Below are 20,872 nucleotides of genomic sequence, written 5' to 3' on the forward strand. Positions count from 1 at the left end.
TGCTTCTCGCCGTCGGTTTGTTGCTGACGGCGTGCGGCAAGGCACCACTGCACCAGCAGGAGTCTTATGTTTTCGGCACGCGCGTCGAGATCCTCATTGCCGGTCTCGACGAAGCGCGGGCGCGCCCTGCAGCCGCCGCCGTGCTGCGCGAATTCGACCGTCTGCACCGGACCTACCACGCCTGGCAACCTTCCGAACTGAGCGAACTCAACGCCGCCATCGCTGCGGGACGGCCACACGCCGTTACGCCAGAACTCGCGGCTTTCATCGCCGACGCGCAGCGCCTCTCTGCCTCGGGCGATGGGCGTTTTGACCCTGGGGTCGGCGGCCTGATCCGGCTGTGGGGATTCCAGTCCGACGAGTTCAAGCCTGTCCTGCCCGATCCCGAAGCTTTGGCGGCATGGCGGAATGCCCGTCCGGGCATTGCTGATCTGAGGGTCGATGGCGTCGAGGTCAGCAGCAGGAGTACTCAGGTTGCCCTCGACTTTGGTGGATATCTCAAGGGCGTCGCGCTCGACCGGGCCGCCGGGATTCTGCACTCTCAGGGCGTGCGGAATGCCTTGATCAACATCGGCGGCAACGTCATGGCGTTGGGCGACAAGAACGGCGAACACTGGAAGGTCGGTATCCAGCATCCGCGCCAGCCAGGGCCGCTGGCGACGGTTGAACTGCTCGACGGCGAGGCGATCGGCACCTCGGGCGACTACCAGCGTTTTTTCGAACTCGACGGCAAGCGCTATTGTCACGTGCTTGACCCGCGCAGCGGCGAACCGGTGACGCACACGCAGGCGGTCACCGTCCTCGTCTCGCCGCGTCCGGCCGCCGGCACGCTTTCGGATGTGGCCTCGAAGCCCTTGTTCATCGCCGGTCCGGAATGGCCGGCGGCAGCGCGGAAAATGGGCGTCGACCAGGTGTTGCGCATCGATTCGGGCGGCCGTGTGCAGGTGAGCGGAAAGCTCAAGGCGCGGCTCGAATTCGTCGGGCAAGCGCCGGAGGGCCTCGAAATCCTGCCTTGAGCGGCATCCGGCGCTTACGAACGACGCGGAATCCCTTAGAATGTGGATCGGATTTCCAAGGAACACGCGCCCATGATCGGTATTCTCCTGATAACGCACGGTACGTTTGGCGAAAGCCTGATCCAGAACATCTGTCATGTGCTCAACAAGCGCCCTCCCCTGATCAGCCAGCTCGGGGTTGCAGCGCAGGACGATCCGCTCGACATCCTGCCGATGGCCCAGTTGCTGCTCAAGGAAGTCGACGAAGGCGACGGCGTGCTGATCCTCACCGACATTCTCGGCGCGACGCCCGCCAATCTCGCGTTGAAGTTGCTCGAACCCGGGCGCGTCGAGTGTGTCGCCGGCCTCAGCCTGCCGATGCTCTTGCGCGCGCTGACTTACCGCAAGAACGGCATGGAAACGCTGATCAAGAAGGCCATCAGCGGCGGGCACGATGGCGTCATCAACATGCACCGACACTAGCGCACCACCGATCGACCGACAGGACTTGCAATGGTACGTGCTGAAATCGAAATAGCGAACAAACTCGGGCTGCATGCCCGCGCGTCGGCCAAGCTGACGCAGATTGCCGGCAGCTACGGTTCGGAAGTCTGGCTGGAAAAAGGACCGCGCCGGATCAACGCCAAGAGCATCATGGGCGTCATGATGCTGGCCGCCGGCAAGGGCTCGACGATCGTCGTCGAGACCGATGGCAACGACGAGCAGCAGGCGCTCGACGCCATCCTTAAACTGATCGCGGACAAGTTCGGTGAAGGAGAGTAGGCATACCATGAGCTTCACTCTGCACGGTCTGGCGGTATCGGGGGGGATTGCCATCGGGCAGGCGCACCTCATCTCGCAGGCCACGCTCGAGGTGTCGCACCTGGTCATTTCGCCGCGTCTGGTCGAAAAGGAGATCGCGCGTTTCGATGCCGCTCTGGCCCGTGTGCGCGGCGAGTTGGCCGCAGTCAAGAGAGCCACGGAGGCTTCACCCACGGACATCGGTGCCTTCATCGAACTGCACTTGATGATCCTCGCCGACCCCGAACTGTGCGAGGTGCCCAAGCAGATCATCCGCGAGCGGCGCTGCAACGCCGAATGGGCGATCGTGCAGCAGATGGAGATCCTGGTCGGCCAGTTCGAGGAAATCGACGACATTTATCTGCGCGAGCGCAGCTACGACGTGCGCCAGGTCGTCGAGCGCGTCGTGCGCGAACTCGTCGGGCGCGGCGATCAGACGACACTCAAGGCACCGAAGGGCGCGAAAGGCGAGACGCTGATCGTCGTCGCCCACGACCTGTCGCCGTCCGACGTGATGGCGTTCAAGGACCAGAACTTTGCTTCCTTCGTCACCGACGTCGGCGGTGCGACCTCGCATACGGCGATTCTCGCGCGCGGCATGGGCATCCCCGCCGTGCTCGGCCTGCACAACGCCCGCCAGCTGATCCACGACAAGGAGACCTTGATCGTCGACGGCACGCGCGGCGTCGTCATCGTCAATCCCGATCAGCGGGTGCTCGAGGAATACCAGCTCAAGAAGAGCCAGTTCGAGATCGAGCGCTCCAAGCTCAAGCTGCTGAAGACGGCGCGCGCGACGACGCTCGACAAGGTCAAGATCGACCTCCTTGCCAACATCGAGGAGCCGGGCGACGTTGCCGCGGCGCTCGACAGCGGCGCCGAGGGCGTCGGCCTCTTCCGCACCGAGTTCATCTTCCTCGGGCGCGGCGACATGCCGAGCGAGGACGAGCAGTTCGAGGCCTACCGCAAGGTGGTCAAGGGCATGGAAGGGCGCCCGATCACGATCCGCACCTTCGATCTCGGCAACGACAAGAACGTGCCCTACGAGACGATCGATGATCGCAAGCGCGACAACCCGGCGCTCGGCCTGCGCTCGATCCGCCTGTCGCTCGCTGAACCGCGAACCTTCCAGGCCCAGCTGCGCGCGATCCTGCGCGTCTCGAAGTTCGGCAAGGTCAAGATCCTCATCCCGATGCTTTCGCACGCGCATCAGATCGACCAGACGCTGGCGGCACTCGAACAGGCGAAATCGAGCCTGCGCGGCGAGAAGATCGCGTTCGACGAAAACATCGAGATCGGCGGCATGGTCGAGGTGCCGGCTGCCGCGCTCGCCGTCGGTCTGTTCCTGCGTCGCCTCGACTTCATCTCGATCGGCACCAACGACCTGATCCAGTACACGCTGGCCATCGATCGCGCCGACGAACACGTCGCCAACCTCTACGATCCGCTGCATCCGGCTGTTCTCATGCTGCTCGCCCATATCATCAGCAGCGCCGACAAGGCCAGCGTGCCGGTGTCGATGTGCGGCGAAATGGCCGGCGATCCGACGCTGACGCGCCTGCTGCTCGGCATGGGCCTGCGCCAGTTCTCGATGCACCCGGCACAGATCCCGGCGGTCAAGCAGCGCATCAAGCAGAGCGACATCTCGGAGCTCGTGCCCATCGTCCGGCGTATCCTGCGCCTCGAGGAGTCGTCGAAGATCCAGGAGCAGATCGAACGGCTCAACCTGATGCAGGTATGAACCTGAAAACCTCACCGCGAAGGCGCAAAGATCGCAAAGGAAACAACAGGTGGGTCGTACTTGACCATTCACCCTGTGGGTCAAGATGGAAGATAGGTGCTGTTCGCGTAGCGCTTTGATTTTCTTTGCGAACCTTCGCGATCTTTGCGCCTTTGCGGTGAAGAACTGAGTTTTTTAGGATGAATCGGTTGTGATCCGCACGTTTGACAATTGCGGGGACGAACGGTAACTTCCCCCGACAGCGCCGATTTGAACAATCAGCTTGCGGGCGCTCAACAAATACGGCTAAAGCGGCACCAACCCAGTCCGCTTTTATTGTGCCGACTGGGTTTTTCGTTTTCGGGTCGCGATGGAAATGTCACAAGAACAGTCTGTCGGAGTCGTTGCGCCGCAACGGGTCCGTTTCGATGAGCCGCTGCCGCTGAAGAGCGGCGCGCTCCTGCCCGGTTTCGACCTCGTGTACGAAACCTACGGCACGCTCAACGCGGCGCGCTCGAACGCCGTCCTCGTCTGCCATGCCCTGTCCGGCGGTCACCACGTCGCCGGCGTCTATGCCGACAATCCGCGCAACGTCGGCTGGTGGGACAATCTCGTCGGTCCCGGCAAGCCGCTTGACACCAACAAGTTCTTCGTCGTCGGCGTGAACAATCTCGGCGGCTGCTACGGATCGACCGGCCCGATCTCGATCAACCCGGAAACCGGCAAGCGCTACGGTGCTGACTTTCCGATGGTCACCGTCGAAGACTGGGTCGCGGCGCAGGCGCGGCTCGCCGATCACCTCGGGGTCGATACCTGGGCGGCGGTGATGGGCGGCAGCCTGGGCGGGATGCAGGCGCTCGAATGGTCGCTGCAGTTTCCCGAGCGCATTCGCCACGCCATCGTGATCGCCTCGGCGCCCAAGCTGTCGGCGCAGAACATCGCGTTCAACGAGGTTGCCCGCCAGGCGATCATTTCCGACCCGGACTTCCACGGCGGCCACTACGCCGAGCACGGCGTCGTGCCGAAGAACGGTCTGCGCCTGGCGCGCATGATCGGCCACATCACCTATCTGTCGGATAGCCAGATGGGTGAGAAATTCGGCCGGCAGTTGCGCCATGGCGAGCACAAGTTCAGCTACGACGTCGATTTCGAGATCGAGTCCTACCTTCGCTATCAAGGCGACAAGTTCGCCGGCTTCTTTGATGCGAATACCTACCTGATCACGACCAAGGCGCTCGACTACTTCGATCCGGCCTTCGCCTACGACGGCAACTTGGCCGCAGCGCTGGCGCGTGCCAAGGCGAAATTCCTGGTCGCCAGTTTCTCAACCGACTGGCGCTTTTCGCCCGCGCGTTCGCGCGAGATCGTCTTCGCCCTGCTGCACAACCGCCGCCACGTCGCCTACGCCGAGATCGACTGCGATGCGGGGCACGATTCCTTCCTGCTCGACGACGCGCACTACCACGCGGTGCTGCGCGCCTACCTGGAGAATATTTCGCTATGAACTTCACGGCCAAAGAGCGGGAACGCTTCGACTTTGCCGTCATCGCCCGCTGGATTCCGCCCGGTGAGCGCGTGCTCGACCTCGGCTGCGGCGACGGACGGCTGCTGCGCTACCTGCGCGAGACCAAAGGGGTCGTCGGCTACGGCGTCGAGATCGACCACGAACGCGTGCTCGGCTGCATCCGCAACGGCGTCGACGTCATCCAGATCGACATCGAGCGCGGCCTTTCCGGTTTCGAGGACCATTCCTTCGACCACGTGATCATTTCGCAGGCCTTGCAGGCGATGCACGCGACCGAGCGCATCCTCGGCGAGATGCTGCGTGTCGCCGAAGAGGCAGTGGTGAGTTTCCCCAATTTCGCCTACCAGACGAACCGCAAGGCCATCGCCTCCGGCCACATGCCGGTCTCCGAGGACCTGCCCTACGAGTGGTACGACACGCCGAATGTGCGCTTCTTCACCATCGCCGATTTCGAGGCGCTGTGCGACAAGCTCGGCATCGAGGTGCGCGAGCGACTGGCGTTCGACGAAGCCGGCCAACCCGTCGCCGACGATCCGAATCTGAACGGCAGCCTCGCGTTCTACCGTCTTGGCCGCAAGCCGGCATGAGTGTCCGCTTGTCCGAGTCGCTGCGCGTCCTGCTGACGCGCAAGATGCTGATCTGCGTGTTCACCGGCTTCAGCTCCGGCTTGCCGCTCTACCTGCTGCTGAACCTGCTGCCGGCGTGGCTGCGCAGCGAGGGTGTCGATCTGAAGACGATCGGTTTCTTCGCGCTGATCCAGTTTCCCTACACCTGGAAGTTCCTCTGGTCGCCGTTTCTCGACCGCTACGCCGTGCCGCTGCTCGGCCGGCGGCGTGGCTGGACCTTCCTCATGCAGATCGGACTCTTGCTGGCGATCGGCTCGCTCGGCGGCTTGTCTCCGACGACCAACATCACGCCGGTGCTCTGGCTCGCCGCGCTGCTCGCGCTCTTTTCGGCGACGCAGGACATCGCGCTCGACGCCTACCGGCGCGAACTTCTCGCCGACGTCGAACTCGGACTGGGCAACGCGGTGCACGTCAATGCCTACCGCGTCGCCGGCCTCGTGCCCGGCTCGCTGTCCCTGATCCTGGCCGACCTACTGCCGTGGTCTCAGGTCTTCTGGATTACGGCCGCTTTCATGATTCCCGGCATGGTGATGATTCTTCTCGTCAGCGAACCGGCGGTAACCGGTGCCAGTCCAAAAACGCTGCGTGAGGCCGTCGTCGAGCCGTTCCACGAATTCATCACGCGCTCCGGACTGCGCGGCGCGTTGTTGATCCTCGCCTTCATCTTTCTCTACAAGCTCGGCGACTCCTTGTGCACCGCGCTGGCGACGCCGTTCTATCTCGACATGGGTTTCACCAAGACCGACATCGGCCTGATCGCCAAGCACGCCGGACTGTGGCCGGCGGTAATCGGCGGCCTGCTCGGCGGTTTGTGGATGGTGCGCCTGGGAATCAACCGCGCGCTGTGGCTGTTCGGCGTCGTGCAGCTCGTATCCATCCTCGGCTTCGCCTGGCTCGCCTGGCTGGGCGCGCAGAGCGAGATTGGCGCGGCGCAGCGGCTGTCGCTGGCGCTCGTGATCGGTTTCGAAGCGCTCGGCGTCGGATTGGGAACGGCGGCCTTTGTCGCCTTCATCGCGCGTACCACGCATCCGGCGTACACGGCGACGCAGTTCGCCCTGTTCACGAGCCTTGCCGCGGTACCGCGCACCTTCATCAACGCCTCAGCCGGCTGGCTGGTCGAGGGCATGGGCTGGTTCCATTTTTTCCTGCTGTGCACCGTGCTGGCCGTCCCCGGCATGTTGCTGCTCTCGCGCGTGGCGCCCTGGAATGAAGCGACTGCGAAAGGGCATGCACGTGTCTGACGACAATATTTCAACGGCTGACGCGCTCGTGGCGGCCGCCCGAGCCCTGTCGGGCGCAGTCGATCAGCTCGACTTCGCCGCACCCGTTTCGCACATTTACAACCCGCTCGCCTATGCCTGGGCGCCGCACGAGCTGTACCTGCGCCGTTTCGGCAACGGCCGCAAGCGCGTCGTCTTCATCGGCATGAATCCCGGACCGTTCGGCATGGTGCAATGCGGTGTTCCCTTCGGCGAGATCGGCGCCGTGCGCGACTGGATGGGAATCGATGCCAAGGTCGACAAACCGACGAGGGAGAACCCCAAGCGTCCGGTCGAGGGCTTTGCCTGCACGCGCTCCGAAGTCAGCGGCCGGCGCTTGTGGGGGCTGTTCCAGCAGCGCTTTGCTTCGGCCGAGGCTTTTTTTGCCGAGCATTTCGTGGCCAACTACTGCCCGCTCGCCTTCTTCGACCACGGGCGCAACCTGACGCCGGACAAACTACCGGCGCGCGAAGCCGACCCACTCTACGTTGCATGTGACGTGCATCTGAGAAAACTCGTCGCTCATTTGCAGCCCGAGTGGGTTATCGGCATCGGCGGCTTTGCCGAGGCGCGGGCGCGCGAAGCTCTGGATCGAACGGGCGTTCGGATCGGCAAGGTGCTGCATCCGAGTCCGGCCAGCCCGGCCGCGAACCGTGGATGGGCGGAAGCGGCCACCCGGCAAATGATCGCTCAGGGTATCTGGGCGTAGCGCGGCCGGATCAAACGCGGTCGGTGCGCGCCGGCGCGTCGGTTTCGCTCAGGCGCGGTTCGCGGCGATGGTCGAGCCACCAGGCGTAGACCGGGAGCAGCAGCGCCGAACCGGGGAGCAACAGGAACAGCAGGTACGGCGAGATGCGCGAGAGCGTCCGCAGCTGACCGAGCAGTTCGGCTTTCTCCGCCGGAGTCCATGCGCCACCGTTGCGATTCTTCATCAGCAACGGCATTAATCCACGCATACGCAGCAAGTCGGCGACGAAGGCACGAGCCTGCCGCTTTTGCGAGTCCATCATGCGGGAGAGTGTGCCGGAACCTGCGTTTTTTGGTGCGTTCCCCCGTTTTCGCTGCCACTTCACTGTCGGGCCCGTGTACCGAGGGCGGTCAGTTTGTCGCCGAACGCCCGCCAGGCGCGCCACGCGAAGAAGGCGCGTTTTGTCCAGCGCCAGGCGCCCTCCGTCCGGACCATGAACAGCCCGGCAACGCCGAGTGCAATAATGCTCGGGTGCCGCTTGATGTAGTCGGTAAGGGAGCGAACGCGGCCGATGACGCGGTCAACTCTCGACAATGAGGCGCGCACAGGGCGCAGATCACGTTCCAAGTCAGCTCGCTGCACAGCGATGCGCTCGAGGAGTCGCCCGCGCCGCAGATGCAGTTCATTGAGCTGGCGGTTCATGGCCCATCGCCGCCTTCAACTGCCGCAGATCCTCCTTCAGCTCCGCCAGGCTGGCAGCGAAGACCCGGTCGGGCCGCTGTGTCGCCTTCTTGAAGCGCGCCAGGAAAAATCCACCCGCCAGCAGGAAGAGCAGCGCGAATACGCCCAGCACAAACAGCCGGCTGTCCCAGAACAGGACGCTGATCAGCGCGACCAGGAGAATAACGCCGACACCGAAGCAGTACACCATGCCCTGCGCCAGGAGGAGCAACTGCATGGCGCGTAGCTTCTCCTCCTCGATCTCGTTGCCGAAAAGCTCCAGGCGCGTCTTGCCGCTCGCCAGCAGCGTTGCGGCGACTCCCTTCAGGGCGGCGAACAAGCCGTTCGCGTCGCCGCCGGCGCTTTCAGCCATTGCGCGGGTAAAGCTCAGCGCCGGCCGATGATGATGCCGAGCAGGAGGCCGATGCCCGCTGCAATGCCGACGGCCTGCCAGGGCTTGTCATTGACGAAGTCGTCGGTGGCGCGGGCGGCGGCCTTTGTCTTGTCGACGAGCGCGGCTTCTGCGTCGGCGAGGCGCAGTTTGGCATCGCGCAGGCGCTCGGCGATGCGCTCGCGCAGATCGACCATCTTCTCGCCGGCGACACCCGCTGTCGCACGCAGGATTTCTTCAGCGTCGGAGACGACGACCTTCATGTCGGAAACGAGTTTCTGTTTGCTGGAATTGGTCATATCGACGGCTTCAGGCATGGCACACCTCACATTGGAAGGAATAGACGGAAATATGGCCCGCAACTGCGGAGCTTTCGGAACCATCGCTCTTAGAGTATCCAATTTGCGGACTCAGATCAATGCGCAAATTCAGGGCGCATAGTCGTAGTCGACGGTCAGTGGCGCGTGATCGGAAAAGCGCTGTTCCTTATAAACGGAAGCGGATCGTGCGGTCGCGGCGAGGCCGGGGGTTGCCAACTGGCAGTCGATCCGCCATCCGACGTTCTTCACCCACGCCTGGCCTCGATTCGACCACCACGTGTAGCACTCGTCGGTCGTCGCCGGGTGCAGCCGGCGGTAGACGTCGGACCATCCAGCCTCGTCGAGCACGCGACCGATCCAGGCGCGTTCCTCGGGCAGGAAACCCGAGTTCTTGCGATTGCCTCTCCAGTTCTTGAGGTCGATCTCGCGGTGCGCGATGTTCCAGTCACCGCAGACCAGCACGTCGCGCCCGCTTTGTGCGAGTTCGACGAGGTGCGGGTAGAAGAAATCCATGAAGCGGAACTTGGCCTCCTGCCGCTCGGGCGAACTCGATCCCGATGGCAGGTACAACGATATGGCCGAAAGCTTGCCGAAGTCGGCCTGCAGATAGCGTCCTTCCGCGTCGAATTCGGTATTGCCCAGTCCGATCTTCACGTCGTCGGGTTCCCGCCGGCACCACAGCCCGACGCCGCTGTAGCCCTTCTTTTCCGCAACGTGGTAGTAGGCGTGCAGTCCGTCCAGCGCCTTCATGTCTTCACTCAGGTCCGCTTCCTGCGCCTTCAGCTCCTGCAGGCAGACGATATCGGCCTTTTGCGCCGCCATCCAGGGCAGAACGCCCTTGTTCCATGCCGACCGGATGCCGTTGAGATTTAAGGTAATGATGCGTAACATGTGCGCTCCCAGCCCGTGCGGCTTCGCTTGGTGTGATATGGACTTTCGTCAGGAATTCATTGAGTTCGCCCTTGCTCAGAACGTTCTGCGCTTCGGCGAGTTCAAGACCAAGGCCGGGCGCCTGTCGCCCTACTTCTTCAACGCCGGCCTGTTCAACGATGGCGCGGCGCTCGACCGGCTCTCCCGATTCTACGCGCAGGCCATCATGGCCAGCGGCATTGAGATCGACATGCTGTTCGGGCCTGCCTACAAGGGAATTCCGCTCGTCGCCGTGAGTGCGCTGGCCCTGGCGCAGGCCGGCCGCAACCTGCCGTTCGCCTTCAATCGCAAGGAAGCCAAGGACCACGGCGAAGGCGGCAACATCATCGGCGCGCCGCTGGCCGGCCGCGTGCTGATCATCGACGATGTCATTTCGGCCGGAACATCGGTGCGCGAATCCGTGGACATCATCCGTGCCGCCGGCGCGACGCCGTGCGGCGTCGTCATCGCCCTGGACCGCATGGAACGCGGGACGGGCGAGTTGTCGGCCGTGCAGGAAGTTCAGCGCGACTATGGCATTCCGGTGGTCTCTGTCGCCAGCCTCGACGATCTGATGGCTTTCCTGCGCGATCGTCCCGACTTCAAGGCCAGCGAAGCGGCGGTGGCGCGCTATCGTCAGGAATACGGCGTTGCCCGCGACCGTTAAACTGCCGCTGCCGGCTCTGCTCGTCGCGCTGGCCGTATCGGCCGGGGCGCCGCTCGCGCAGGCGGCAGGAAAACTCTATTGCTGTACCGACAGCAACGGCAAGCAGGTGTGCGGCGATCTGATGCCGCAAGAGTGCTACGGACGTGCGTATCGTGAAGTCGGCGATTCCGGGCACACGGTACGCAATGTCGAGGCGCCGATGACCGCGGAGCAGCGCGCCGAGCGTGCGGCGGAGGACGAACGACGCAAGGTCGAGGAGGCCGCGCGGCAAGAGCAGCGGCGAAAAGATCTGGCGTTGCTCAATACCTATGGGAGCGTTGGGGATATCGACGCAATGCGCGAACGGGCGCTGGGTGACGTCGAGAAGTCGATTGCCGCGGCCGACGCGCGTATTGCCGAGATCAAGGCGCAGCGCGTGAAGTTCCAGAACGAGGCCGAGTTCTACAAGAAGAAACAGCTACCGCCCGAGGTTCAGAAAGGGCTGAATGACGCCGACGCCGAGATCAGGGCGCAGCAGGCAATCATCGAATCCAAGAACAAGGAAGTCGAGATCATTCGCGCGAAGTACGATGAAGAAAAACGCCGCTACCTTGATCTTTCGCGGCGCGGCGTGACGGCTGAGCGCTAGGCCGGATCGGCTGATCCGGCCGCAGAGCGTCAATTACCCGAGTTTCTTGCGCAGCAGTTCGTTGACCTGCTGCGGGTTGGCCTTGCCTTTGGTTGCCTTCATCGCCTGTCCGACGAGCGCGTTGAACGCCTTCTCCTTGCCGGCGTGGAACTCGGCGACCATCGCTGCGTTCGTTGCCAGAACGCCATCGATCAGCGCTTCGATGGCGCCGGTGTCGGTGATCTGCTTGAGTCCTTGTTTCTCGATGATCTCATCGGCGCTTGCTCCTTCTCCGTTCCAGAGCGCTTCAAACACCTTTTTGGCGATGTTGTTGGAGATGGTGTTGTCCGCGATCCGGGCTACCAGGCCGCCGAGTTTCGTCGCGCTGACCGGTGAGGCGGCGATGTCACGGGTTTCCTTGTTCAGGCGTGCGGCGAGATCGACGCAGATCCAGTTGGCGCAAGGCTTCGCGCTGGCCTTGCCGGCAACAGCGACGGCCGCTTCGAAGAAGTCCGCGATATCAAGCGATACCGTCAGCGCCTTGGCATCGTAAGCGGAGAGCGCGTAGTCGCTCATGAAGCGGTCGCGTTTCGCCGTGGGCAGTTCGGGCATCGCGGCGCGCGCGCGCGCGACCCAGTCGCGATCGATGAGCAGCGGCAGCAGATCCGGATCGGGGAAGTAGCGGTAATCGTGCGCGTCTTCCTTGGAGCGCATCGCACGCGTCTCGCCCGTATCGGGGTCAAAGAGCACGGTCGCTTGCTGGATGGCGCGGCCATCCTCGATTTCGGCGATCTGCCAGTGGACTTCGAAATCGATCGCCTGCTGCATGAAACGGAACGAGTTGAGGTTCTTGATCTCGCGCCGGGTACCGAACTCCTTTTGCCCGACCGGGCGCACCGAGACGTTGGCGTCGCAGCGGAACGATCCTTCCTGCATGTTTCCGTCGCAGATGCCGATCCAGCGCACCAGCGAATGCAGCGCCTTGGCGTAGGCGACGGCTTCGGCGGACGAGCGCATGTCCGGCTCGGTGACGATTTCGAGCAGCGGAGTGCCGGCGCGGTTGAGATCGATCCCCGACTTCCCATGGAAGTCCTCGTGCAGCGATTTGCCGGCGTCCTCTTCGAGGTGGGCGCGCGTCAGGTTGATCGTCTTTTCAATCAGCTTCTCGCCTTCACCGAGCTGGATGGCGACCTTGCCACCGACGACGACCGGCAGTTCGAACTGGCTGATCTGGTAACCCTTGGGCAGGTCCGGGTAGAAATAATTCTTGCGCGCGAATACCGACTTGGGTGCGACAGTGCCTTCAACAGCGAGGCCGAAGCGGATGGCGCATTCAACCGCGGCCTTGTTCAGCACGGGCAGGACGCCAGGCAGTGCGATATCGACGGCGTTGGCCTGGACGTTGGGTTCGGCGCCGAACGCCGTCGAGCTGCCGGAAAAAATCTTCGAGTTCGTCTGAAGCTGAACGTGCGTCTCGATGCCGATGACGACTTCCCATTGTTTCATCGCGTTTTACTCACTATGCACAGTTTATTGTACGGTTCATGAACAGCGGCCGTTGCGCGTATCCACCAGGATCGGCCAGAGGTAGCTGAACGCGTCGCCGCTGCACTTCGATTCGCAGGCGTTGAATGCCACGGTTACGCCCTTTTCCTGTTCCCACATGCGCACGACGCAGCTGCTTTGTGCGTCCGTCAGTACGACGTTGGGCAGCTTGGCCGTTTGCTGGAAATTCTTGATGTCGAAACGGCACAGGCCCTGTTTCGGGATCGACACCTCGGCGGTGAAGCGCTTGACCTCGGCCTTGCTCACCTGCAGATCCATCGACCCCCGGCCGCCCGCCACGTCGCGAAAACGGCAGCGCGTTTTCACGTTCAGCTCCTTCTCCGGCATCGGCTTCAGATTGCGCCCGAGCAGGTATTTGAGCGGCTGCGACTCGATCCGCTCGGCTTTCTTGACCGGTGCTTCTTTCGGCGGCTCGGCCTTCGGCGTCACAGCCGGTTCGGGCGTTGCGCAGGCGCCAAGCAGCAGGATCAACGGCGCAAGTCGCGCGAATCGCATCGAAGTACTCAAAGAATCCCGGCCGGGGACTGCGTATGCCAGTCGGTGGCGAGCTGATAGCGGTGTGCCGCATTCAACAGACGGGCTTCGCTGAAGTAGTCGCCGATCAGCTGCAGGCCGGCCGGCAGGCCGTTGGCGAAACCACAGGGGATCGACATGCCGGGCAGTCCAGCCAGGTTGACAGCGATGGTATAGATGTCCGACAGATACATCTGCACCGGGTCGGACGCTTTCTCGCCAAGCCTGAACGCCGTGCTCGGACTCGTCGGGCCCATGATCACGTCGCATTGCTTGAAGGCTTCGACGAAGTCGTTGGCGATCAGGCGGCGGATGCGCTGCGCCTGCAGATAGTAGGCGTCGTAGTAACCATGAGAGAGGACGTAGGTACCGATCAGGATGCGCCGTTTGACTTCCGTGCCGAAACCCTGGGTGCGGCTCTTCGCGTACATATCGTCGAGGTCGGCGTACTCAGGCGCGCGGTACCCATAGCGCACGCCGTCGAAGCGCGAGAGGTTGGAGCTGGCCTCGGCCGGCGCGATGACGTAGTACGAGGCGATCGACAGCTCCATGTTCGGCAGGCTGACTTCGACCGTCTCGGCGCCGAGCTTGCGGTACTCGGCGATCGCCGCTTCGACGAGTTGCATGACTTCGGGGGAGCAACCCGCGCGTTCACTGGCGCCGAAGAATTCCTTCGGCAAGCCGATCTTCAATCCGGCCAGCGGCTTGTCCAGGTCACGCGCGTAGTCTTCGCGCGGACGGTCGAGGCTGGTCGAATCACGTTCGTCGAAGCTGGCCATGGCGTTGAGCAATAGCGCACAGTCCTCGGCCGAGCGCGCCATCGGACCGCCCTGGTCGAGCGACGAGGCGTAGGCGATCATGCCGTAGCGCGAAACGACGCCGTAGGTCGGCTTGAGACCGGTCAGGTTGCACAGGGCGGCCGGCTGGCGGATCGAGCCGCCGGTGTCGGTGCCGGTCGCCGCCGGCGCCATCAGGGCGGCAACGGCAGCGGCCGAGCCGCCGGAGGACCCGCCCGGCACGCGTGCCGTATCCCAAGGGTTTTTGACGGCGCCGAAGTACGAGTTCTCGTTCGACGAGCCCATCGCGAACTCGTCCATGTTCGTCTTGCCGAGGATGACGGCGCCGGCCGCGTTGAAGCGCTCGATCACCGTCGCATCGTACGGGCTGATGAAGTTGTCGAGCATGCGCGAACCGCAGGTCGTCAGCCAGCCCTTGGCGCAGAAGATGTCTTTCTGGGCGAGCGGGATGCCGGTCAACGGAGTGGCGTTTCCGGAAGCAAGCAGGTCGTCGGCGGCCTTGGCCTGGGCCAGGCTCTTCTCGGCATCGACGGTGATGTAGGCGTTGATTTCCGGATTGAACCGCGTGATCCGGTCGAGATAAAGCCGGGTCAGTTCGACGCTGGAGATTTCCTTGGTGGCCAGTGCTTGCGAGAGGGCGGCTACGCTGCGCTTGATCATTCGATCACCTTCGGCACGAGATAGAGTCCGGCTTCGGTGTCAGGAGCAACCGCCTGAAATGCCGCGCGCCGGTTTTCCTCGGTCACCCGGTCTTCGCGCAGGCGCTGCGAAAGATCCTGTGCATGTGCCATCGGTTCGACGCCTTGGGTGTCGACGGCCTGCATGGTTTCGATCAGGGTGAATATTCCGTTCAGGTGGCCGAGCGTGGTCTCCGCTTCGGCGTCGCTGACTTCGATCCGGGCAAGATGCGCGACGCGCCGGACTTGTTCCAGGGTGAGCGACATGGTATTGAAAATTCTTGAGATGATAAAAACGGGGAGCCTTATAAGGTATCATAAATGCTTTACTCGCCGCAGCCCTATGCGGAGCTTTCACGGGATTCAGGCATGTTCAGTTTTCTTCGCAGTTATTTCTCCAATGACCTGGCCATCGACCTCGGCACCGCCAATACGCTGATCTACGTGCGCGGTCGCGGCATCGTGCTCGACGAGCCGTCGGTCGTAGCGATCCGCATGGAAGGCGGACCGAACGCCAAAAAGACGATCCAGGCCGTCGGCCAGAGCGCCAAGGAGATGCTCGGCAAGGCGCCGGGCGCCATTACCGTCATTCGTCCGATGAAGGACGGCGTCATTGCCGACTTCACCGTCACCGAACAGATGTTGAAGCAGTTCATCCGCAAGGTGCACGACTCGCGCCTGCTCTCGCCCTCGCCGCGCATCATCATCTGCGTGCCGTCCGGGTCGACGCAGGTCGAGCGCCGCGCGATCCGCGAATCCGCGCTCGGCGCGGGCGCCAGCCAGGTGTTCCTGATCGAGGAACCGATGGCGGCGGCGATCGGCGCCGGTCTGCCGGTGTCCGATCCGACCGGCTCGATGGTCGTCGATATCGGCGGCGGCACGACCGAAGTCGGTGTCATTTCGCTCGGCGGCATGGTCTATGCCGGTTCAGTGCGCGTCGGTGGCGACAAACTCGACGAGGCGATCATCAACTACATCAGCCGCAACTACGGCATGCTGATCGGCGAGAACACGGCCGAGGGCATCAAGAAGCAGATCGGTTCCGCCTTCCCCGGTGCCGAAGTGCGCGAGATGGAAGTCTCCGGTATCAACAAGGCCGAAGGCATTCCGCGCAAGTTCACGATTTCGTCGAACGAGATTCTCGAAGCGCTGACCGAGCCGCTGAACAGCATCGTCTCCGCAGTCAAATCGGCGCTGGAAAAGACGCCGCCTGAACTCGGCGCCGACATCGCCGACAAGGGCATGGTGCTCACCGGCGGTGGCGCGTTGCTGCGTGACCTCGACCGTCTGCTGATGGAAGAGACCGGTCTCCCGGTCATCGTTGCCGAGGAGCCGCTGACCTGCGTCGCGCGCGGTTGCGGCATGGCGCTCGAGAGAATGGACAAGCTTGGCAGTATCTTCACCTCTGACTGAGCTGCCGCTGGAGGCGGCGAGTTTGGCGCCGGTGACCGGGCCAACCTCTACCGCCAGGCCGGGTGGTGGCGCCGTCTCGCGGCGGCGAGCTTTCCGCTTGACAAGCGTCTGTTGTTGATCGCGACCCGCCTGCCGGTGATCGATCTGCCTCTCTTTCTGTACTGACCCATGGATCATCAGCCGCCACCATTTTTCAAACGTGGGCCGGCGCCGCTGGCGCAATTGGCGTTCTACGCCGCGTTGTCGATTGCGCTGATCTTCGTCGATTCGCGTTTCCAGACGCTCGAGTTGCTGCGCCAGGGAATCTCGCTGTTCACGCGGCCGGTGCAGCAGTTCGCGCATGTGCCGGTGCGCCTGCTTCAAGGCGCGGGCGTCTTCCTTTCGGACATCACGCGTCTGGAGCAGGAAAACACCCGCCTGAAGAAAATGCAGCTCGAAGCTTCGGAGACCGTGCTGCGGACGCAACGTTTGGAAGCCGAGAACACCCGCCTGCGCGCCTTGCTCGACGTGAAGCAGCGGCAAAACGGCAACGGCCGAGTGACGCAGGTTCTGCATGCGGCGCGCGATCCGTTCTCGCGCAAGGTGATCGTCGACAAGGGCTTGCAGGACAAGATCGTTGCCGGACAGCCGGTGGTCGACGAACTGGGCCTCGTCGGTCAGGTGACGCGTGTTTTCCCTTTCGTTTCCGAGATTACGCTGATTACCGACAAGGATCAGGCGGTGCCCGTGCAGATCGTGCGCAACGGGTTGCGCTCGGTCGTTTTCGGCCTGGGCGATGGCCGGCTCGAGCTGCGCTTCATGCCGACCAATGCTGACATCGAGGTCGGCGATGAACTGGTGACCTCCGGTCTCGACAGCATCTTTCTCGCCGGGACGCCGGTCGCCAGGGTGGTGGAGGTCGAACGCGACGCCTCCTTCTCGTTCGCCCGCATCTATTGCGAGCCGGTCGCCGGCGTCGAGAATTTCGGCGAGGTGATGGTCATGGATCCCAAGGAAATCACGCCAATCCCGGCCGAGCTGATTCCCGAGCTGGACGGCACCAAAAACAAGGCGGCCAAGCCGGTGCCCAAGAAACGACGCTTGAAGAAGGACTAGACCGTGCAACCCACCTTTTCATCGTCGCGCATCCTGCTGCCGGTCCGGCCGTGGTTCATCGTGTTCAGCCTGCTCGCCGCGCTCGTCCTCAATTTCCTGCCGACCTCGGCCTGGCCCTGGGTGCCCGACTGGGTCGCGCTGGTTCTGGTCTTCTGGAGCATTCGCGAGCCGCGGCGCGTCGGCATGGGCGCCGGATTCCTGCTCGGCGTGGCGATGGACGTTGCCGACGTCAGCCTGCTCGGGCAGCACGCGCTGGCCTACGTCCTGGCCTCCTACGGCGCGGCGTACCTGTCGCGCCGCATCCTGTGGTTCCCGCTCCTGCAGCAAGCGCTGCACGTGCTGCCGCTGTTGTTGCTCATCCAGCTCGTGCAGTTCGGCGTGCGCGTCATGCCCGGCGCGTCGCTGCCCGGCCTCGACTATTTCATCGGCCCGCTGGTCGGCGTGTGCCTGTGGTGGCCGCTGACCTTCATCCTGCTCCTGCCGCAGTACCAGCCGGTCAGCCGTGATGCCAACCGGCCCATCTGAGGACGCTCGTCGTGCGCAGTCGCTACGTGCCGCTCAATTCCCGTGACGCCGACCTGGACCGTTTTCGCTCGCGCATCCTTGTTGCGGCGGCGGCGGTGGTCGTCGGTTTCGGCCTGCTGATCGGGCGCTTCTTCTTTCTGCAGGTCGTCCAGCACGACTACTACATCACCCGCGCAGAGGACAACCGCATCTCGCTCGTGCCGATCGCGCCGAATCGCGGCGTCATTCAGGATCGCAATGGTGTCGTCCTGGCGCGCAATTACTCGGCCTTCACGCTCGAGATCACGCCGTCCAAGGTCGAGAATCTCGACGCGACGATCGACGCGGTGAGCAAGTACGTCGATATCCAGCCCAAGGATCGCCGGCGCTTCAAGAAACTGCTCGAAGAGAGCAAGTCGTTCGAGAGCATCCCGATCCGGACGCGGCTCACTGACGAAGAGGTGGCGCGCTTCACCGCCAACCGCTATCTTTTCCCGGGCGTGGATGTGCAGGCGCGTCTGTTTCGTGACTATCCGCTCGGCGCGTCGGCGTCGCACGTCGTCGGCTACATCAACCGCATCAACCAGAAGGATCTCGAGCTGATCGATGCCAAGGAACAGACGGCCAACTACAAGGGGACCGAACGTATCGGCAAGACCGGCCTCGAGCAACGGTACGAGTTCGAGTTGCACGGCCTGGCCGGTTACGAGGAGGTCGAGATCGACGCTGGTGGTCGTGCGATACGCAGCCTCTCGCGTACGGCGCCCATCTCCGGCAACGACCTGACGCTGACGCTCGACACCAAGCTGCAGGAGATGACCGAGAAAGCGTTTGGCGACCGCCGTGGCGCGCTGGTGGCGATCGAACCGTCAACCGGCGGCATTCTGGCCATGGTGTCGACGCCGACCTTCGATCCCAACCTCTTCGTCGACGGCATCCGCAGCGAGGACTGGGATGTGCTGAACAATTCGCCCGACCGGCCGATGATCAACCGCGCGATCAACGGCGCCTATCCGCCGGGTTCGACCTTCAAGCCGTTCATGGCACTGGCCGCGCTCGAACTCGGCAAGCGTACGCCGCAATATGCGATTGCCGACCCGGGGTTCTACACCTTCGGCGGGCACACGTTTCGCGACGACAAGAAGGGCGGCCACGGGATGGTCGACATGTACAAGTCGATCGTCCAGTCGTGCGACACGTACTACTATGCGCTGGCCAACGACATGGGCATCGACAACATCGCGCGTTTCATGGGCACGCTCGGGCTGGGCAGCCGGACCGGCGTCGACATTGAAGGCGAATCGGAAGGCGTGCTGCCCTCGCCCGAGTGGAAGAAGAAGCGCTTCAAGCGCCCGGAACAGCAGAAGTGGTTCGGCGGCGAGACGATCTCGATCGGCATCGGCCAGGGCTACAACGCCTACACGCCGATTCAGCTGGCGCAGGCGATGTCGGCGGTGGCTAACGACGGCGTCCTCTACCGGCCGCACCTTGTCAAATACATCACCGACAGCAAGACGGGCGAGCGCACGATGATCGAGCCCGAGCCGCTGCGCAAGCTGCCGTGGAGGCAGCAGAACATCGACACGATCAAGAAGGCGATGGTCGGCGTCAATACCGAAGGGACCGGCGCGCGCGCCTTTGCTGGCGCCGGGTACGTTTCCGGCGGCAAGACCGGCACGGCGCAGGTGTTCAGTCTGAGAGGTTCCGAGTATAAGGCCAGCCGGCTGAAGAAGGACCTGCACGACCACGGCCTGTTCGTCGCCTTCGCGCCGGCCGACGAGCCGAAGATCGCGCTCGCCGTGCTCGTCGAGAACGGCGGTTTCGGCGCCCAGGCCGCCGCGCCGATTGCGCGCATGGTGATCGACTACTATCTGCTCGGCAAGACGCCGGACGGCCCGGCGAAGGACGACGACGTGCCGGAAGTTGCGCACGAAGATGCGCACGCAGAAGCGCGCGAAAAGGAGGAGTGACCGTGGTTCAAGAGCTGCTACGCCGCTTCTGGCACGGACTGACCGACAGGATCGATGGCCCGCTGATGCTGATTACCCTGATCATCATGGGCTTCGGTCTGGCGACGATCTTCAGTGCGACGCACGACGCCAGCGACCGGACCTCGGCGCAGGTGATGAACATGCTGATCGGCATCGGCGTGATGTGGTCAGTAGCCCAGATCCCGCCGCAGAAGCTGATGCGCTTCGCCGTGCCACTCTATGTGCTCGGCGTCATCCTGCTCGTGCTCGTCTTCTTTTTCGGGATCAAGGTCAACGGCGCCCGGCGTTGGCTGTCGATCGGTTTCACGCGCATTCAGCCGGCGGAAATCCTCAAGATCGCCATGCCGCTGATGCTCGCCTGGTACTTCCACAAGTACGAAGCTGCGCTCAAGCTGCGCCACTTCGCTGTCGCCGGGCTGCTGCTGGTCGTCCCGTTCGGGCTGATCGCCAAGCAGCCCGATCTCGGCACGGCGATTCTCGTCGGCGCCGCCGGCTTCTACGTCATCTTCTTCGCCGGCCTGCCGTGGAAGATCATCTTCGGCATGGTCGCCCTCGCCGCCGGCGCCGCGCCGTTTGCCTGGAACATGCTACACGACTACCAGCAGAAGCGCATCCTGACGCTGCTCGACCCGACGACCGACCCGCTCGGCGCCGGCTACCACATCATCCAGTCGACGATCGCCATCGGCTCCGGTGGCAACTTCGGCAAGGGCTGGCTCGAAGGAACGCAGACGCATCTCGAGTTCATTCCCGAGCGCCATACCGACTTCATCTTCGCCGTCTTTTCGGAAGAGCGCGGACTGCTCGGCAACAGCATCCTCAGCGCGCTCTACCTGCTGCTCATCATCCGTGGCCTGATGATCTCGGCGAACGCCTCGACCCTCTTCGGGCGCGTGCTCGGCGGCTCGATCACGCTCAGCTTCTTCACCTACGCCTTCGTGAATATGGGCATGGTCAGCGGTATCCTGCCGGTGGTCGGCGTCCCTCTGCCGTTCATGAGCTACGGCGGCACGGCGCTGGTAACGCTGTTCCTCGGCATGGGGATCCTGATGAGCATCAACGCCCACCGGATGCTGGTGAAGCAGTGAGAT

General features: G+C 63.4%; 24 protein-coding genes. 15 read left to right on the forward strand and 9 right to left on the reverse strand.

Features of this window, described 5'->3' with window-relative positions:
• The first annotated feature begins 20 nt into the window (after positions 1-20).
• The 8 genes from KBA32_RS08560 to KBA32_RS08595 all read left to right on the forward strand — a co-directional run bounded on the left by KBA32_RS08560 (position 21) and on the right by KBA32_RS08595 (position 7,632).
• Positions 21-1,016: an FAD:protein FMN transferase gene (locus tag KBA32_RS08560; protein WP_367113764.1), complete on the forward strand. Its 996-nt coding sequence runs from the start codon at positions 21-23 to the stop codon at positions 1,014-1,016.
• A gap of 72 nt (positions 1,017-1,088) precedes the next feature.
• On the forward strand, positions 1,089-1,478 hold the full coding sequence (locus KBA32_RS08565; protein WP_294357499.1) for a PTS fructose transporter subunit IIA: 390 nt from the start codon (positions 1,089-1,091) through the stop codon (positions 1,476-1,478).
• Between the two features lie 30 nt (positions 1,479-1,508).
• The gene (locus KBA32_RS08570) at positions 1,509-1,778 is read left to right on the forward strand and encodes an HPr family phosphocarrier protein (protein WP_294357501.1); all 270 of its coding nucleotides are present in this window, start codon (positions 1,509-1,511) and stop codon (positions 1,776-1,778) included.
• A gap of 7 nt (positions 1,779-1,785) precedes the next feature.
• Entirely contained in the window at positions 1,786-3,534 is a 1,749-nt protein-coding gene (gene ptsP / locus KBA32_RS08575) for a phosphoenolpyruvate--protein phosphotransferase (protein WP_294357503.1), read from the forward strand.
• A gap of 355 nt (positions 3,535-3,889) precedes the next feature.
• Positions 3,890-5,017, forward strand: coding sequence for a homoserine O-acetyltransferase (locus KBA32_RS08580; RefSeq protein ID WP_294357505.1), 1,128 nt, complete (start codon positions 3,890-3,892; stop codon positions 5,015-5,017).
• On the forward strand, positions 5,014-5,625 hold the full coding sequence (metW, locus tag KBA32_RS08585) for a methionine biosynthesis protein MetW (RefSeq protein WP_294357507.1): 612 nt from the start codon (positions 5,014-5,016) through the stop codon (positions 5,623-5,625). Before KBA32_RS08580 ends, metW begins: the two co-directional genes overlap by 4 nt.
• Positions 5,622-6,905: an AmpG family muropeptide MFS transporter gene (locus tag KBA32_RS08590; protein ID WP_294357510.1), complete on the forward strand. Its 1,284-nt coding sequence runs from the start codon at positions 5,622-5,624 to the stop codon at positions 6,903-6,905. Before metW ends, KBA32_RS08590 begins: the two co-directional genes overlap by 4 nt.
• Positions 6,871-7,632 (forward strand): uracil-DNA glycosylase family protein, encoded by a 762-nt coding sequence (locus KBA32_RS08595; protein WP_294357512.1) that lies wholly within the window; start codon positions 6,871-6,873, stop codon positions 7,630-7,632. Before KBA32_RS08590 ends, KBA32_RS08595 begins: the two co-directional genes overlap by 35 nt.
• Positions 7,633-7,642: 10 nt before the next feature.
• Here the strand turns inward: KBA32_RS08595 and KBA32_RS08600 are convergent, their stop codons facing one another.
• The 5 genes from KBA32_RS08600 to KBA32_RS08620 all read right to left on the reverse strand — a co-directional run bounded on the left by KBA32_RS08600 (position 7,643) and on the right by KBA32_RS08620 (position 9,933).
• A complete protein-coding gene (locus tag KBA32_RS08600; RefSeq protein WP_294357515.1) occupies positions 7,643-7,933 on the reverse strand; it encodes a hypothetical protein in 291 nt (96 codons plus the stop codon).
• Positions 7,934-7,992: 59 nt separating this feature from the next.
• Positions 7,993-8,313: a YqjK-like family protein gene (locus tag KBA32_RS08605; protein WP_294357516.1), complete on the reverse strand. Its 321-nt coding sequence runs from the start codon at positions 8,311-8,313 to the stop codon at positions 7,993-7,995.
• Positions 8,294-8,704 carry a phage holin family protein gene (locus tag KBA32_RS08610; RefSeq protein WP_294357518.1) on the reverse strand — a complete coding sequence of 137 codons (411 nt, stop codon included), beginning with the start codon at positions 8,702-8,704 and terminating at the stop codon, positions 8,294-8,296. The genes KBA32_RS08605 and KBA32_RS08610 overlap by 20 nt, the downstream gene beginning before the upstream one ends.
• Before the next feature lie 14 nt (positions 8,705-8,718).
• Positions 8,719-9,039: a YqjD family protein gene (locus KBA32_RS08615; RefSeq protein ID WP_294357520.1), complete on the reverse strand. Its 321-nt coding sequence runs from the start codon at positions 9,037-9,039 to the stop codon at positions 8,719-8,721.
• A 111-nt stretch (positions 9,040-9,150) separates the two neighbouring features.
• The gene (locus KBA32_RS08620; RefSeq protein WP_294357522.1) at positions 9,151-9,933 is read right to left on the reverse strand and encodes an exodeoxyribonuclease III; all 783 of its coding nucleotides are present in this window, start codon (positions 9,931-9,933) and stop codon (positions 9,151-9,153) included.
• A gap of 37 nt (positions 9,934-9,970) precedes the next feature.
• On the opposite strand from KBA32_RS08620, the gene pyrE reads away from it, so the two are divergent.
• Both pyrE and KBA32_RS08630 read left to right on the forward strand, forming a co-directional pair.
• The gene (gene pyrE / locus KBA32_RS08625; protein WP_294357524.1) at positions 9,971-10,618 is read left to right on the forward strand and encodes an orotate phosphoribosyltransferase; all 648 of its coding nucleotides are present in this window, start codon (positions 9,971-9,973) and stop codon (positions 10,616-10,618) included.
• Positions 10,602-11,246 carry a hypothetical protein gene (locus KBA32_RS08630; RefSeq protein WP_294357527.1) on the forward strand — a complete coding sequence of 215 codons (645 nt, stop codon included), beginning with the start codon at positions 10,602-10,604 and terminating at the stop codon, positions 11,244-11,246. The genes pyrE and KBA32_RS08630 overlap by 17 nt, the downstream gene beginning before the upstream one ends.
• Positions 11,247-11,279: 33 nt before the next feature.
• Here the strand turns inward: KBA32_RS08630 and gatB are convergent, their stop codons facing one another.
• Genes gatB through gatC form a run of 4 tightly spaced genes read right to left on the reverse strand, consistent with a single transcriptional unit; the run spans position 11,280 to position 15,045 of the window.
• Positions 11,280-12,731, reverse strand: a complete 1,452-nt coding sequence (gene gatB, locus KBA32_RS08635; RefSeq protein ID WP_294357529.1) for an Asp-tRNA(Asn)/Glu-tRNA(Gln) amidotransferase subunit GatB — start codon at positions 12,729-12,731, stop codon at positions 11,280-11,282.
• Between the two features lie 36 nt (positions 12,732-12,767).
• Positions 12,768-13,286: a hypothetical protein gene (locus tag KBA32_RS08640; protein WP_294357531.1), complete on the reverse strand. Its 519-nt coding sequence runs from the start codon at positions 13,284-13,286 to the stop codon at positions 12,768-12,770.
• 8 nt (positions 13,287-13,294) lie between these two features.
• Positions 13,295-14,761: an Asp-tRNA(Asn)/Glu-tRNA(Gln) amidotransferase subunit GatA gene (gene gatA, locus KBA32_RS08645; protein ID WP_294357533.1), complete on the reverse strand. Its 1,467-nt coding sequence runs from the start codon at positions 14,759-14,761 to the stop codon at positions 13,295-13,297.
• A complete protein-coding gene (gene gatC, locus KBA32_RS08650; protein ID WP_294357535.1) occupies positions 14,758-15,045 on the reverse strand; it encodes an Asp-tRNA(Asn)/Glu-tRNA(Gln) amidotransferase subunit GatC in 288 nt (95 codons plus the stop codon). Before gatC ends, gatA begins: the two co-directional genes overlap by 4 nt.
• A gap of 102 nt (positions 15,046-15,147) precedes the next feature.
• Between gatC and KBA32_RS08655 the strand changes: the two genes are divergently transcribed.
• The 5 genes from KBA32_RS08655 to rodA all read left to right on the forward strand — a co-directional run bounded on the left by KBA32_RS08655 (position 15,148) and on the right by rodA (position 20,869).
• Positions 15,148-16,191 carry a rod shape-determining protein gene (locus tag KBA32_RS08655; protein WP_294357537.1) on the forward strand — a complete coding sequence of 348 codons (1,044 nt, stop codon included), beginning with the start codon at positions 15,148-15,150 and terminating at the stop codon, positions 16,189-16,191.
• A 168-nt stretch (positions 16,192-16,359) separates the two neighbouring features.
• Entirely contained in the window at positions 16,360-17,286 is a 927-nt protein-coding gene (gene mreC, locus KBA32_RS08660) for a rod shape-determining protein MreC (protein ID WP_294357539.1), read from the forward strand.
• Between the two features lie 3 nt (positions 17,287-17,289).
• A complete protein-coding gene (mreD, locus tag KBA32_RS08665) occupies positions 17,290-17,811 on the forward strand; it encodes a rod shape-determining protein MreD (protein WP_294357541.1) in 522 nt (173 codons plus the stop codon).
• 11 nt (positions 17,812-17,822) lie between these two features.
• A complete protein-coding gene (gene mrdA, locus KBA32_RS08670) occupies positions 17,823-19,760 on the forward strand; it encodes a penicillin-binding protein 2 (protein WP_294357543.1) in 1,938 nt (645 codons plus the stop codon).
• A 65-nt stretch (positions 19,761-19,825) separates the two neighbouring features.
• Positions 19,826-20,869 (forward strand): rod shape-determining protein RodA, encoded by a 1,044-nt coding sequence (gene rodA / locus KBA32_RS08675; RefSeq protein ID WP_294357570.1) that lies wholly within the window; start codon positions 19,826-19,828, stop codon positions 20,867-20,869.
• Positions 20,870-20,872: the final 3 nt, after the last annotated feature.

This window comes from Propionivibrio sp., from assembly GCF_017995515.1.
Taxonomy (GTDB): Bacteria; Pseudomonadota; Gammaproteobacteria; order Burkholderiales; family Rhodocyclaceae; genus Propionivibrio.

Excerpts from the sequence above, each read along its gene's own strand:
- gatC (WP_294357535.1), bottom strand. The coding sequence starts at position 15,045 with ATGTCGCTCACCCTGGAACAAGTCCGGCGCGTCGCGCATCTTGCCCGG.
- ptsP (WP_294357503.1), top strand. The coding sequence starts at position 1,786 with ATGAGCTTCACTCTGCACGGTCTGGCGGTATCGGGGGGGATTGCCATC.
- rodA (WP_294357570.1), top strand. The coding sequence starts at position 19,826 with ATGCTGATTACCCTGATCATCATGGGCTTCGGTCTGGCGACGATCTTC.
- KBA32_RS08565 (WP_294357499.1), top strand. The coding sequence starts at position 1,089 with ATGATCGGTATTCTCCTGATAACGCACGGTACGTTTGGCGAAAGCCTG.
- KBA32_RS08580 (WP_294357505.1), top strand. The coding sequence starts at position 3,890 with ATGTCACAAGAACAGTCTGTCGGAGTCGTTGCGCCGCAACGGGTCCGT.
- KBA32_RS08570 (WP_294357501.1), top strand. The coding sequence starts at position 1,509 with ATGGTACGTGCTGAAATCGAAATAGCGAACAAACTCGGGCTGCATGCC.
- KBA32_RS08605 (WP_294357516.1), bottom strand. The coding sequence starts at position 8,313 with ATGAACCGCCAGCTCAATGAACTGCATCTGCGGCGCGGGCGACTCCTC.
- KBA32_RS08655 (WP_294357537.1), top strand. The coding sequence starts at position 15,148 with ATGTTCAGTTTTCTTCGCAGTTATTTCTCCAATGACCTGGCCATCGAC.
- KBA32_RS08620 (WP_294357522.1), bottom strand. The coding sequence starts at position 9,933 with ATGTTACGCATCATTACCTTAAATCTCAACGGCATCCGGTCGGCATGG.
- gatA (WP_294357533.1), bottom strand. The coding sequence starts at position 14,761 with ATGATCAAGCGCAGCGTAGCCGCCCTCTCGCAAGCACTGGCCACCAAG.
- pyrE (WP_294357524.1), top strand. The coding sequence starts at position 9,971 with ATGGACTTTCGTCAGGAATTCATTGAGTTCGCCCTTGCTCAGAACGTT.
- gatB (WP_294357529.1), bottom strand. The coding sequence starts at position 12,731 with ATGAAACAATGGGAAGTCGTCATCGGCATCGAGACGCACGTTCAGCTT.
- KBA32_RS08610 (WP_294357518.1), bottom strand. The coding sequence starts at position 8,704 with ATGGCTGAAAGCGCCGGCGGCGACGCGAACGGCTTGTTCGCCGCCCTG.
- mreC (WP_294357539.1), top strand. The coding sequence starts at position 16,360 with ATGGATCATCAGCCGCCACCATTTTTCAAACGTGGGCCGGCGCCGCTG.
- KBA32_RS08615 (WP_294357520.1), bottom strand. The coding sequence starts at position 9,039 with ATGCCTGAAGCCGTCGATATGACCAATTCCAGCAAACAGAAACTCGTT.
- KBA32_RS08590 (WP_294357510.1), top strand. The coding sequence starts at position 5,622 with ATGAGTGTCCGCTTGTCCGAGTCGCTGCGCGTCCTGCTGACGCGCAAG.
- KBA32_RS08640 (WP_294357531.1), bottom strand. The coding sequence starts at position 13,286 with ATGCGATTCGCGCGACTTGCGCCGTTGATCCTGCTGCTTGGCGCCTGC.
- KBA32_RS08595 (WP_294357512.1), top strand. The coding sequence starts at position 6,871 with ATGAAGCGACTGCGAAAGGGCATGCACGTGTCTGACGACAATATTTCA.
- KBA32_RS08600 (WP_294357515.1), bottom strand. The coding sequence starts at position 7,933 with ATGATGGACTCGCAAAAGCGGCAGGCTCGTGCCTTCGTCGCCGACTTG.
- metW (WP_294357507.1), top strand. The coding sequence starts at position 5,014 with ATGAACTTCACGGCCAAAGAGCGGGAACGCTTCGACTTTGCCGTCATC.